This is a genomic window from Botrimarina mediterranea, assembly GCF_007753265.1.
Lineage (GTDB): Bacteria > Planctomycetota > Planctomycetia > Pirellulales > Lacipirellulaceae > Botrimarina > Botrimarina mediterranea.
Map to the genome: position 1 here is coordinate 3,389,632 of NZ_CP036349.1, position 13,065 is coordinate 3,402,696.

The following is a 13,065-nucleotide window of genomic DNA, read 5'->3' on the forward strand; positions in this document are numbered from 1 at the left end:
GCAGGCCCATGCGGCACGCCCCGACCCGCCCCACGCCGGGCGGACTGTTAACCCTAGCCGCCGTCAGTTTGATCGCAGGCTGCGAGCAGCCCGAGCCCGTCCGGGTCGATCGGCCTCGCCCGGTGAAGACCGTCACCGTCTCCGCATGGGAAGATGCGCATACCCGCGTCTTCCCGGGCCGCGTCGAGGCGTCTCGCCGTGTTGAGCTGGCATTTCAGGTGGCCGGCGTGATAACAGAGCTTCCAGTCAAAGAAGGCCAAGAAGTTTCCGCTGGAGACATGATCGCACAACTGCGGACCGACGAGTTCCAGGCGCGACTCGAAGCCCTGATGGGACGTCTCGACCGCGCCCGGGCAGAACTGCAATCGGCGCTTGCCGGCGAACGCCCCGAAGAGCGACTGCGTCGCGAAGCGGATCTGCGCAGCGCCCGCGCCCGACTAGCTAACGCCCAGACCGAGTACGAGCGATACGCCCGCTTGCTGCCGGGCCGCGCGATCAGCCGCGCCCAGTACGACCAGGCGGAGACCGCCGTCCAAGTTGCAGACGAAGCCTACCAAGCGTCGCTACAGATCCTAGAGAAAGCCGGCATGGCGCGGGAGGAAGAAGTGCTCGCCCGACGCGCCGATCTTCGGGGCTTAGAAGGCCAAGTGGTCGAGGCGCAGCTACAACTCGACGACTGCACGTTGCGGGCGCCGTTCGACGGCGTGATCGCCCAGCGGTTTGTCGAACAAGGCGAGAACGTCCAGGCAAAGCAGCGCGTCGTGCGGTTCCAAGACGTGGACGAGATCGAGATCATCCTCGACGTTCCCGAGAGCATCATGGCTGCCGACATCCGCACCGCGGAGATCGTCTCGATGGTCGCACGGTTTACTGGCGCACCGGGGATCGAGTTCCCCGTCACCATCCGGGAAGTCGCCCAGTCCGCTGACCCCGTGACGCAAACCTTCCAGGTGCGCGTCGTCATGCAGGCGCCCGAAGGCGTCCGAGTGCTGCCCGGCATGACGGCTACCGTAACCGCATCGTTCCGCCGCGCGGCGGTGCTGGGAAATCGCATCCTGGCGCCCGTCACCGCGGTATCGAAGGACGCTTCGGGTCGGCAGGTGGCGTGGGTGCTCGACGACGAAGGCAAAGTCGCTCCGCGACAGGTGAAACTAGGAGAAGTGACCGGTGGGCAGGTCGAGGTCCTCGAAGGACTCGAACCGGGTCAACGCATCGCCTCGGCCGGGACGAGTTTCCTCCGCGAAGGCATGAAAGTGCGTGATCTGGGCGACGCGTTGGGGGTTACCGCACAATGAACCCTGGTGTCGTATCCGTCAACAACAGCCGAGTTGTCTTCGCGGCAATGGCGCTCCTGCTCGCCGGCGGCATCGCCGCGTACATGAACATCGGGCGTCTGGAAGACCCCGAGTTCACCATTAAAGAAGCGCGGATCATCACGCTCTACCCCGGGGCCAGCGCCGAGGAAGTTGCGCAGGAAGTAACCAACCCGATCGAAACCGCCGTCCAGCAGCTCGGTCAGCTTGAGCGCGTGACGAGCGAGTCGCTCCGCGGGCGGTCGGTCGTCTCGGCGGTCATCAAGGATCGCTACGACCGCGACCGTATCCCGCAAGTGTGGGACGAGCTGCGCCGTAAGATCGCCGACGTACAGCCGCAGCTCCCTCCTTCAGCGCGGGGGGCGTCGATCGTCGTCGATAACTTCGGCGACGTGTACGGAATCTTCTTCGCGATCACCGGCGAGGGGTACTCGTTCCCCGAGGTCCGCCGGTACACGGAGTTCCTCCGTCGCGAGTTGCTGTCGGTGCCCGGGGTGAAGAGCATCGAGCTCTTCGGCGCCCAGCAAGAAGTGGTGTTCCTCGAGATCAGCCGCCACCGTTTAGCGCAGCTGGGCGTCAATGAAGAGCAGCTCTACGCCAAACTCCAGGAGCGGAACGTCGCCGCTGATGGCGGCCGCGTGAGGGTCGGCGACCAGCACATCCCGATCGACCCGCAGGGCGAGTTCGAGACGGTCGATGCGATGCTGCAGATCGTGATCGGCTCGGATAGCACTGGCCGGCAGCTCACGTTGGGCGACGTTGCGACCCTCGTGCGTGGCGATCAAGACCCACCGCGGCGCCTGCTGAAGTTCGATGGCAAGTCGGCGGTCGGCCTCGGCATCTCCACTATCCAGGGCGGCAACGTTGTCACACTCGGTGAGGCGATCCGCGCTAAGCTCGCGCAGCTCGAGCATTTGCAGCCTCTTGGCATCGAGATCGGCGAAGTCAACTTCCAGCCCGAAGCCGTCAGCCTAGCCACCGGCGAGTTCATCTTCAACCTGCTCAAGGCGGTCACCATCGTTTTCGTCGTGCTGCTACTGGCGATGGGCCGCAAGACAGGGCTGATCATCGGCGTCGTGCTGTTCCTCACCATTATGTCAACGTTCTTCGTCATGCACGCCGACGGCGACATCCTCATGGAACGGATCTCGCTCGGCGCGCTGATTATCGCGCTGTGCATGCTGACTGACAACGCGATCATCGTGATCGAGGGGATCAAGGTCGGCATTGAGGCGGGCCGGAACAAGATCGATGTCGTCCGCGAAGTCGTGGCGGAAAACCAATGGCCGCTGTTCGGCGCGACGGCGATCGGCGTCATCGCGTTTGCCGCTATAGGTTTGTCAGAGGACAGTACAGGCGAGTACACGCAGTCGCTGTTCTGGGTCATCCTGATTGCGCTGAGCCTCAGCTGGGTGTCGTCGATCACGATCACGCCCCTGTTGAGCTACTTAATCTATAGCCCCACGGCAGGCGCCGCCGACGCCGCATCTGGCGGCGCCGCCAATCCGAACAAGGCAAGCGCATACGACAGCCTGCCGTTCCGTATCTACCGGAACCTTTTAATCCTGGCGCTGCGGTACCGTTGGCTAGTGGTGGTGATCTCGATCGCCGCTTTTGTCGCGTCGGTCATTGGATTCGGCAAAGTGACCCATAGTTTCTTCCCTCCCGCCACGCGGCCGCAGTTCTTGGTCGATGTTTTCCTGCCTGCAGCCACCCATATCCGTGAAACGGAAGACCTCGCCGCGGACGTTGAGGCCCTCATCCGCGCCGAAGACGGCGTTAAGCACGTCACAGCCTTCATCGGCGGCGGCGGACCGCGATTCCTCTTGGTCTACTCGCCCGAGAACGAGAACTCCGCCTACGTGCAGCTCTTGGTAGAGGTGGACGACTGGCGTTCCATCGACACGTTGATTGGCGACATCCAGGGAAAGCTCGACGACGGATTCCCGGACGCCAACGCGATCGCGAAGAAGTTCTTGCTAGGCCCCGGCGAGGGAGGTCGCATCCAGGCCCGCTTCCGCGGGCCCGACTCCGCCGTGCTCAAGCAACTAGGCGACGAGGCGCAGCGGATACTCCGCGAAGAGGGGGACGCTCTCTGCGTGCGGAGCGATTGGCGCGAGCCGGTCAAGGTGATCCGCCCCACGCTGCTCGACCTGCAAGCTCGCCGCAACGGTATCAACCGCATCGACGTGGCCCGAGCGCTTGAGAGCAGCTTCGAGGGACGCCGGGTCGGCTTCTTCCGCGAGCCGGGGGACTCCGCCACGGGCCAGTTCCCGCAAGAAACCCGCCTGTTGCCGATCATCGCGCGGCCTCCGCTCGCCGAGCGCAACGACGCCAGCGCTGTGGCCAGCGTGCAAGTCTGGAGCCCCGTCGCCGGGCGGATGATCCCGCTCAGTCAGGTCAGTTCGGGCTCCGAAGTGGTATGGGAAGACCCGATCGTGATGCGCCGCGACCGTTTCCCAACACTTACGGTGCACGGCGACCCCCGTATGGGGCTGCCGAGCCAGTTGTTCGCCCGCGTGCGCGATTCGATCGAAGCGATCGAGATCCCCGAAGGCTACACGCTCGAATGGGGCGGCGAGTACGAAAACTCCCGCGACGCCCGCGCCGCGCTCGCACAGTCGATCCCCGTGATGCTGGCGCTGATGGTGTTCATTGTGGTGGCGATCTTCAACTCGTTCCGTGCGACGCTGCTCATCTGGCTCGTGATGCCGCTCGCCTTGATTGGGGTCACCGCCGGCCTACTGCTGACCGGCATGCCCTTTGGCTTCATGGCGCTGCTAGGCGTGCTCGCTTTGGGGGGTGAGCAGATCAAGAACCAAATCGTCGTGCTGAGCAAGATCCTCACCGAGCGCAGTAAAGGAAAAGACCCTTACGAGGCGATCCTCGACGGCGGCGCCGCCAAGATGCGGCCCGTCTGCATGGTGGCGATCACGACGGTGCTCGGGATGATCCCGCTGCTGAAGGACCCGTTCTTCGGCGCGATGGCGGTGTGCATCATGTTCGGCTTGTCGTTCGCGGCGGTGCTGTCGCTGATTGTCACGCCGGTGCTCTACGCGATCTTCTTCGGCATCCACGCGCCGACGACGAAGAAAGCCCAGTAGTGCCCGGCGGAAGAAGAGCGATCACAAAGTGTTCTACGAAGCCAACGCCCACCACGAGCCATGCCCCGACTGCGCATCACCCACAAGACCGCGTATCGCTACAGCGTACCCGTCTCGTTCGGGACCCACCGCGCGATGCTGCGGCCGCGGGCCTCGCATGAGCTGCGGGTGCTGGCGGCGTCGGTCGAGATTGAGCCCAAGGCGGATGTCCGCTGGCTGCTGGACATCGAGGGGAACTCGGTGGCGGTGCTGACGTTCGCCGAGCCCGCAACGCTGCTGCGTCTGATCACACAGATTGAGGTTGAACTGCTGGACGACATCCGAATCGAGTGCCTGATCGACCCGATCGCCCGCCTGTACCCATTTCAGTACTCCGCCGAAGAGCAGGTCGCGCTGGTGCCCTACCGGTTGCCGAGCTACCCGCTCGACGGCCCGGCGCTGCACAATTGGCTCAGTTCGCTCTACCAGCCCGGCCAGTTGATTGACACCTACGATCTCCTCAACCGACTCAACACGCACATCTACCAGACCCTGAACTACCGAGAGCGCTATGAGCCGGGCGTGCAGCTCCCTCACGAGACGCTCGCGCTTGGTGGCGGCTCTTGCCGCGACTACGCCGTTCTGATGATGGAAGCGGCCCGCTACTGGGGCTTCGGCGCCCGTTTCGTCTCGGGCTACGTGCGGCTTGAGGAAGGGCAGCACGGATCGACCCACGCCTGGACCGAGGTCTATCTGCCCGGCGCCGGCTGGCGGGGTTTCGACCCCACCAATAACAAGCTTGCCGGTATCGAGCACATCCCTGTCGCGGTGGCCCGCGAGCAGCAACAAGCCGCGCCCCTGGCGGGCAGCTGGGACGGCCCCGGCGACGCCTTTGAGGGGATGGAAGTCTCGGTGCAAGTGGTCTCGGTCCCCTAGCCCTGAGCCCCGACCTCGGCGCGATCGGCGAGCCCGGGGACGCGTAAGCTAGACTTCACTTATCCCGGCGGTCAGACTCTCAGCTAGACAGATCCGGACAACGCCTCAGCCACCCTTCCAGCAATCAAGCCCTCATCATGGACGCAGCCCGACACAGCGCACTCAAAGACGTCCTGGCCAGCGAGCTCGCAGCGCTCCGCAGCTACTGGGGCTGGTTCCTCGGGCTTGGCGTCGCGATGATCGTCGCGGGCTTGGTCGCCCTGGGCTGGTCGTGCATCACCGAGGTGACGTTCTCGATCACTTGGCTGTTTGGCTTCTTGATGCTGGCCTCCGGCATCGGCGAGATCATCGGCTCGTTCTGGGTCGGTCGGTGGAGCGGCATGTTGGTCCATCTCCTGATCGGCGTCCTCTACGCGCTGGTCGGTATGATGATCATCGACCAACCCGAGAGCGCCGCGATTCAGCTCACGCTGATCATCGCCATCTTCTTGATGATCTCGGGCGCCTTCCGTGTGGTGTTCGCGGTTAGTGAGCAATTCCCCGGTCGGGGATGGGTTCTGGTGAACGGCGCAATCACCTTCATGCTGGGCCTGTTTATCTACAAACAGTGGCCGGCTTCGGGCCTGTGGGTCATAGGGCTGTTCATCGGCATCGACCTCGTCTTCAACGGCTGGGCCTGGGTGATGCTGGCGATTGGTCTCCGTCGCAGCGGCGCAGCGCGTGTCTCCCACACCGCGGTAGAGAGTTGACTTCGCCCCCGAGATCGACGCTGAGTAGGCAGTGCTGACGCTGAACGCATTAGCGGCGTTGCTTGCAGCGATACCAGGAGCGAAACCTCTTGCGCTGAAACGCCCCTCCATCCGCTATATCTTCTCACGCCGATCTGCCGGCGGCGCCGATGGCTGAGACGACGGTCTAGCCTAGTGGGCGCGGGGCTGCCTATCAGGGGGTGGGCGATGGTGCGAGCAGCAATCACGGCGCTGATGCTCTTCAGCACGACCATGGCTGCGCGCCCAACCGATGCGCAGTCGCCGGACGTGGCCCCGCTTTCCAACCCGCTCGGCGCCGACGCCGGTCCCTCTCGGGCCCCGGTCGAGACTTCGACGGGCAATCTTCAGTACGAGTACGACTACCTGAACGCCCAGAACGTCCCGGGCGCTTTGGACAACGACCCGCTGGCCGATGATCTGCCGGCGTACTATTACTCGCCGCGTCCGTACCGTGACGACGAGGGCGCCGTCCGACCGATCGCCGACTACGGCCCGCCCGGATATCAGCCGCGCGAGCAGCAAGAGGGACCGGCCGTGCCGGAGTACGCCCGTCTTGCGCCGCCGACGCTAGTGACCGAAGACCAGCGGGACGACCTTGTTGTCCGCGGCATCTATCCCGGCTCGTTCTTGGCGCCGGGCACGAACACGTCGTTCCGCTTGCGGGGGTTCGTTCGCCTCGGCGCGCTGATGGACTTCGACCCGGTCGGCAGCACCGACTCGTTCGTCACCAACACGATCCCCGTCGCGCAGCGCGCGGGGCAGAACTTCAATATGAGCGGCCGCGCCAGCCGCATCGCTTTCGAGTCTTGGACCCCCACCGACTACGAGGACCTGACGGTTCACACGTTTGTCGAGGGGGACTTCTTCAACGGCGCGCCGCAAGCGGCCGGCGGTGGGGGCAATCCATTCCGACTGCGACACGCCTTCATCGATGTGGGCTACTTCCGTTTCGGGCAGCAGAACTCGGCGTTCATGGACGGCACGAACTGGCCGAGCCTCGTCGATTTCCAGGGGCCGAACAGCTGGGCCAATCAACGCCAGCCCTCGGCCCGCGTCACGCTGCCGGTGTGCGACGATCTCTTTTGGGCGGGGGCGATCGAGCGGCCGTTCTCTGACATCACGTTCGATCCGGCGCTCGGCGCGGCGGTCCAAGACGTCCCCGACTTTACGACACATGTCCGCTACCAGCGCACACGGGGCCACGCCCAGCTCGGCGCCTTGGTTCGCGGCGTCGGCTATCGCCCTGCGGGCGAGGCGGTCACCCGTCAGACGGCCGCCGGTGTGAGCGGCAGCGTGGTGATGCACCCGTGGGCCGTCTTGATGGGCACCGACCCTGTCCACGACCCCGACCCCTCGGGGTGGACGCGTAGCCGGTTGTTGATGCAGGCGACCTGGGGCCCAGGCGTGGGACGTTATTTGAACGACCTGGCGGGGCAGGGTCTCGACGGCCAAGTCAACCCGCTCACCGGCGACATCGAGCTCGTCGAGGCGCTTGGCTGGAACTTCAGCTACGAGCATTGGTACAACGCCCAGTGGCTATCGAACTTCACCCTCGGCAAGGTGGACGTCGATAACAGCGCCTTCGCGGCCGGAGGCACGTACGCCAGCGCACAGTACGTCGCGGCGAGCCTGTGGTGGATCCCGCTGCCGCGACTAGCGATCGCGACTGAATTGATGTGGGGTGAACGTCAAAACGAAGATGGCCAATCCGCCGACGCCCAACGCCTACACGGCATGGTGCAGTACAATTTCTAGGCCGCCTGACGCTGCGCGCCTACGAGTCTTCAGCTCGGTCTACAACAGGCATAGGTCAGCAATGCCTCGGTGCTAACGCCACTGCGGACGAAAGGCGGTTCAGGCATAATCGTTGCTGGCACTAACGGTCGCAGCCCGCGGTGTTAGATGTCGTCGCAGACAGGTAGCGCGGCGCCAAGTCTTCGGCGCCGAGGATCTCGTTGCGGGAGAAGCTGTCGACAAGCTGGCCATCGACCAGCACAATAACACGATCGGCATGATAGGCGACGACAGGGTCATGCGAAACGATCGCCGCGGCGCGACCTGCCGAGGCGCCAACCTGCTGCAATAACTGACAAACCGATTCGGCGTTCTTGCGATCAAGATTTCCGGTGGGCTCGTCCGCCAACAAGATACGCGGCTCATTCACTAGTGCCCGAGCGCTTGCGACCCGCTGTTGCTCTCCCCCGGAGAGTTGCGGCGGTCGCCGACCACCGTGCCCAGCCATGCCAACCTGCGACAGCTTGTCGCTCGCTAGCTCGCGCGCCCGCGCACGACTCTTTCCACTAAGCAGTAGTGGCAGCGCGACATTGTCGAGAGCCGTCAGCGTCGGCAACAGGTTGTAGGATTGGAGAACGATACTTATCTCACTGCACCGTAGCGCCGTCAGCTGGGCGTCGGATAGCGTGGCGAAGTCGCGATCCCCACAACGGATGACGCCGCCGTCCGCGCGGACTAGTCCACCGAGTAGATGGAGTAAGGTCGTCTTCCCGGACCCAGAGGCTCCCATGACGGCGACGATCTCGCCCGCACGGAGAGTAATATCAACACCCGCCACGGCGCGCACGATGGCATCGCCACTGCCGTACGATTTGCGGATCCCTGAAGCGACAAGGACTGAACTGCGGGCGTTAGAGACCACTTCGACCTGCCTGAATTAACCTAACCTCGCCGCGCGGCGCTGATGATCGAAGCCGGCGTTGTCCTACCGACCCGATACGCCGCCCACAAGGCCGCGAGACTACAGACCATGGCGGTGGCGGCGACGCCTGGCCACAACCAAGACCAAGGAACGGTCTGCGTTGGCTGGATGCCGGCAAAATCAAGCCGGTAGCCCACGACGCTGGCACCTCGAGCATCATCGCCGCCCCAACTCCACCCAGCAGCACCGAAACAGGGATCGCCGCAGCGCCCAATAGCAACGCTTCGGCAATCGTTAATCGGGCTAAGCCCCAACGCGTCAAGCCGCAGCAGCGCAAGACGCCGAGTTCGCGCGACCGTGCTTGGAACGCACCCACAAGGGCGCCACTAACTGAGAGCAGGCTGAGGCCTAGCACCAGTAGCGGCGCCTGACCCATCCGCTTCACCGCGGCGCCGCCCCAATCGCCGCGCAACGACGCGCGGGTACGGTCGAGGCCGTCAACTTGCACGACTCGCTCTTCCACTACGACGACGGTCTCGCCGTCGGGTCGGTGCTCGACGGGTCGCTTTAAATCAATCGCCTCTGCGATCACCGATTCGATCGCGATACGATCGTCGCGGGATCGCGCGTACGCCTCGTCCTTCGAGAGATCACTGCGGAATCTCGAAGGGCTTCCGTCGGCAATTGGCAGCGTGTCACCCAGCAGATAATTCACATCCGCGACAGGGAAGTCCCGTCTCACGGCATTGGCGTCAAGGACAAGCATGGCGGTGTGCTTATCGCCGTGAAGCCGGACCTTGTTCAGTTTTGTCGCCATCCGCCAACCGCGTAGTTCCAAGATCCCGGCGACTCGATACGTGCGTTCCGCACGTCCATCGATTGAAGGAGTCGCGACGGACAGACGATCGCCGACTCTCGTGCGGTGGCTAGCCGCGTACCAAGCACTGACGAGACACATGTCGCCTCGCTTGAGCCCGGCTTCCGCGGACTCGCGATCACCATTGATAAACTCAAACGGTAAGCTGCCGGGCTCTCTCCCTAGCGAACGCTCGACATCGATCCCCATGACTAGCGTCGGGATCGCTATGTCAGCCTTATTGAGGTGCGTGTCTACAAGCGTAAGCGGGTGATACTCCTCGAACTCGGGCTTGGATAACAACTCCATGGCCTCGTCCCTATCAAGGCCGTACGGGTGGATCGAAACGAGCCAGCGCGGAATGGCGGGGTCGATGATGAACGACTCCAGCATCGATGCGCCCCAGCAGAGCATCCAAATGAATCCACCCAGTCCGATCGCGATCGCGATCACTGCCCCGGCGCTGCGGGCGCCGTCGGCGGCAACATGATCGGCAAGCACCAGCGACTCGGTTCTCGTAAGAACTCCGACGGGACGCACCAAGAGTCGGCTCGTCCAGCGGATGATTAGCGGTGTGGCGAGCAGTGCCGTCAGTGCGAGGCAAGGAACGCCGAACCATGAGAGGAGCTCAGCCCTCGTGAAGGACTGGGCAGGCGTGGCTGAGATCATCGCAGCAGCTAGCGCGGCAATGGAGACCCCGGTGATCGCCGAACGATTCGCGAACCGTGCAACCCTCTCGGGATCGTCTTGCTCCACGTCAAAATCACCGGGCAGCCTTCTCGTTGCAGCGATCGCCGGCCAAGCAGCTCCGGCCAGCACTCCTAGCAATGTCACACCGGCGGCCATGGCGATGCTCGCCAGATCGGGCATTGAAGGGACCCGCAGCATCGGGAGGTAAGCCGCCAATCCAGCCATCGCCGCCCACACCAAAAGGACGGCTCCCAGCACGCTAATGGCGGCCATGGTGATGGCCTCTGCGAGAACCAGCATCGCGAGTATCTTTCGATTCGCCCCCAGGCATCGCAACAAGCTCGACTGTGCGGCGCGTTCGCGGACAGCGTTTCCCTGTACGCTCAAGGCGATACACACGACACAGGCGCCGGCGAGAAGTACAGCTGATTGCACGGCAAGCCGGGCCGATTCCGCCGCGGGGCCGCGCAGGGCGGCTTCTTGAAGCGACGTGCTGTCCCAGAATTCGAGCCGACCGGCGCGGTCTCTCAACCGCGGTCGCCAATCGGCTAGGAAAACGACCTTGTCTTCAGCATGTTGCAGGTAGACCCGTGCATCGGAAGGTGGCAACGACCGTCCGGCTAACTTGAGGGCGGCCGAAGCGCTGATCTGCCGCGCCGTCAAGCGAATCCCAGGCGGGGACGCGACCATCGCCATGTCGGTCGGCAAGATTCCTACAACCCGCGCGGCATGAACGCCGGTGTCGCTTTCCAAGAGCCGCCAAGAACCGACGCTTTGCCCCCAGATAACAGACGGGACCGCGATCTCGATGAGGTCTGACTCGCCCGTCGCCAGCTGGCGCCCGCTGGCGACGGGGCCGCGCGGCTTGTCGTCATCCCAAGCCACAAAGGCGTCACGTCGCCCCGGAATCCAACCGCCCATGCCCCCGTCTCCCAGACTGTAGAAAGTCTCCGTGTCGAGTTCGCCAGATTCGAGTCCCGGTAGATCGACGGCCCGCACTGTCACAGCGGTAGCGACAAACGAAACGCGGGGGTCGGCGCGCAGCGATTCGATGAGACCGCTCTCCACAAACGGATGCACCGCGTCGGTCGCGGCCAGATGCACTTCCGCGGGCCCCAGCAGGGTTTGCGCCGCGCGTGGCGTCTGGTCGCGGAGGGCCTGCCGCCCAATCAGAGCGGCAAGCAGTAGCGCCGTAGCGAACGCGATCGCCACACCAGCCGCGATGAAGCGACCCGGGTGTGACCTAAGTTTGGCGGCAAGCAGGAGACGGACCGCAGAACTCGACATCGCTTCGCTCGGATCGATTGCCCCACATCTCGACGCTTGAGAACACTCTCCCTCTCAACGAATCAGCGATCCTATCGCTACGGACCGCGGACAGGCGCCAGCGACCTCGATCACTTACTGCTTTCCACCTAATTTCGATCTCAATAGAGATAGAACGGGTTGCCGCCGCGTCGCTGAAATCGACACGGTGTCGAGGCAATCGACTCCGCTCCTGTTGAAATCCTGGGGGTTTTGGGCTGGTCGAACCATCTCCGAGCCTCAGGTAGAATAACTTTCGTCGCCGGCGTCTGTGATGGGCACTGGCCCGGCTATCACCTTGCAACGCAATCCTTTTCGCTCGCTTGCCTAACCAACTCTCCTATGACTCGCGCCTGTTCAATTGTTTTCGCCCTGTTGGCTCTTGCTGGAGCGGCGTCCGCAGAAGAAAGAGCGACCTACACGAATCCCGTCTACTCGGGCGGCATGCCCGACCCCGGCGTGCTCGTCCACGAAGGGACCTACTATGCCTTCGGCACGACCGGCGCCGACCGACTGGCGGACGGCCGAGTCTTCCGGGTGCTCAGCTCAACCGACCTGGTCAATTGGACCGACCACGGCGGCGCGTTGGCGCCGCCCACTGACGACAACAACAAGCAATACTGGGCGCCAGAAGTCGCCTACCACGACGGTGTCTTCTACCTCTATTACTCCGTCGGCACGCTCCATGATCTCAACTTCGAGATTCGCGTTGCGACGAGCGACTCGCCGCTTGGGCCGTACAAAGACAACGGACTCCCGCTCGAGGACGGCGCCGGCGCGCCGTTCTTCATCGATGGACACCCCTATGAAGACGACGACGGCCAGTGGTACTTCTTCTACGCCAAGGACTTCACCGACACCGACGCGGGATTCCGCGCCGGGACGGGCATCGTCGTTGACCGGCTTATCGACATGACGGAACTCGCCGGCGATCCCAAGGTTGTCGTCCGCGCGCGGCACGACTGGACCCTCTTCGAGGCCAACCGCGCGATGCCGATGCTCGGCGACAAGATGTTCGATTGGCACACGATCGAGGCGCCTTGGGTCGTCAAGCGTGACGGCAAGTACTATTGCTTCTATAGCGGCTCGAACTTCGGCACCACCAACTACGGCGTGGACTACGTGGTCGCCGACTCAGTGATGGGCGACTACAGCGACCAAGGCCGCTACGCCCGCGTGCTGCGCGGCGTCACGGACCTCGTGCGCGGCCCCGGGCATCACTCAATCGTCAAAGCGACCGACGGCAAGACCGATGTCGCGGTCTACCATGCCTGGGACCCGAATATGACGCGTCGCGAGATGTGCATCGATCCGATCGTGTGGACGCCCTACGGCCCCCGTTGCGTGGGACCCACAGTGGCGCCGGTCGAGTTGACGCCGGCGATTCAACGGTGATGTGTCACTTTCGCCGCCGCTCGTACGTTCAAAGAAGGCCGCTGATCCGTCGGAAGTAGAG

General features: G+C 63.8%; 8 protein-coding genes. 6 read left to right on the top strand and 2 right to left on the bottom strand.

The genetic code is table 11. The annotated features are described in order from the left end of the window. The first annotated feature begins 8 nt into the window (after positions 1-8). The 5 genes from Spa11_RS13070 (at position 9) to Spa11_RS13090 (ending at position 7,857) form a co-directional block, all read left to right on the top strand. Positions 9-1,295, top strand: a complete 1,287-nt coding sequence (locus Spa11_RS13070) for an efflux RND transporter periplasmic adaptor subunit (protein ID WP_145112923.1) — start codon at positions 9-11, stop codon at positions 1,293-1,295. Then, entirely contained in the window at positions 1,292-4,417 is a 3,126-nt protein-coding gene (locus Spa11_RS13075) for an efflux RND transporter permease subunit (RefSeq protein WP_145112925.1), read from the top strand. The genes Spa11_RS13070 and Spa11_RS13075 overlap by 4 nt, the downstream gene beginning before the upstream one ends. 60 nt (positions 4,418-4,477) lie before the next feature. Next, a complete protein-coding gene (locus Spa11_RS13080; protein ID WP_145112927.1) occupies positions 4,478-5,332 on the top strand; it encodes a transglutaminase family protein in 855 nt (284 codons plus the stop codon). 137 nt (positions 5,333-5,469) lie between these two features. Continuing rightward, positions 5,470-6,081 carry an HdeD family acid-resistance protein gene (locus tag Spa11_RS13085; protein WP_145112929.1) on the top strand — a complete coding sequence of 204 codons (612 nt, stop codon included), beginning with the start codon at positions 5,470-5,472 and terminating at the stop codon, positions 6,079-6,081. A 252-nt stretch (positions 6,082-6,333) separates the two neighbouring features. Next, entirely contained in the window at positions 6,334-7,857 is a 1,524-nt protein-coding gene (locus tag Spa11_RS13090) for a DcaP family trimeric outer membrane transporter (RefSeq protein WP_197529375.1), read from the top strand. 121 nt (positions 7,858-7,978) lie between these two features. Here the strand turns inward: Spa11_RS13090 and Spa11_RS13095 are convergent, their stop codons facing one another. Next, positions 7,979-8,758, bottom strand: coding sequence for an ABC transporter ATP-binding protein (locus tag Spa11_RS13095; RefSeq protein WP_145112932.1), 780 nt, complete (start codon positions 8,756-8,758; stop codon positions 7,979-7,981). After that, positions 8,748-11,591, bottom strand: a complete 2,844-nt coding sequence (locus Spa11_RS13100) for an FtsX-like permease family protein (RefSeq protein WP_145112934.1) — start codon at positions 11,589-11,591, stop codon at positions 8,748-8,750. The genes Spa11_RS13095 and Spa11_RS13100 overlap by 11 nt, the downstream gene beginning before the upstream one ends. A gap of 360 nt (positions 11,592-11,951) precedes the next feature. On the opposite strand from Spa11_RS13100, the gene Spa11_RS13105 reads away from it, so the two are divergent. After that, the gene (locus Spa11_RS13105; protein ID WP_145112936.1) at positions 11,952-13,004 is read left to right on the top strand and encodes a glycoside hydrolase family 43 protein; all 1,053 of its coding nucleotides are present in this window, start codon (positions 11,952-11,954) and stop codon (positions 13,002-13,004) included. Positions 13,005-13,065 lie beyond the last annotated feature (61 nt).

What these genes read in the sequence shown, in the direction of transcription:
- Spa11_RS13105 (WP_145112936.1), top strand. Translation starts at nt 11,952, where the DNA reads ATGACTCGCGCCTGTTCAATTGTTTTCGCCCTGTTGGCTCTTGCTGGA.
- Spa11_RS13085 (WP_145112929.1), top strand. Translation starts at nt 5,470, where the DNA reads ATGGACGCAGCCCGACACAGCGCACTCAAAGACGTCCTGGCCAGCGAG.
- Spa11_RS13080 (WP_145112927.1), top strand. Translation starts at nt 4,478, where the DNA reads ATGCCCCGACTGCGCATCACCCACAAGACCGCGTATCGCTACAGCGTA.
- Spa11_RS13090 (WP_197529375.1), top strand. Translation starts at nt 6,334, where the DNA reads ATGGCTGCGCGCCCAACCGATGCGCAGTCGCCGGACGTGGCCCCGCTT.
- Spa11_RS13100 (WP_145112934.1), bottom strand. Translation starts at nt 11,591, where the DNA reads ATGTCGAGTTCTGCGGTCCGTCTCCTGCTTGCCGCCAAACTTAGGTCA.
- Spa11_RS13070 (WP_145112923.1), top strand. Translation starts at nt 9, where the DNA reads ATGCGGCACGCCCCGACCCGCCCCACGCCGGGCGGACTGTTAACCCTA.
- Spa11_RS13075 (WP_145112925.1), top strand. Translation starts at nt 1,292, where the DNA reads ATGAACCCTGGTGTCGTATCCGTCAACAACAGCCGAGTTGTCTTCGCG.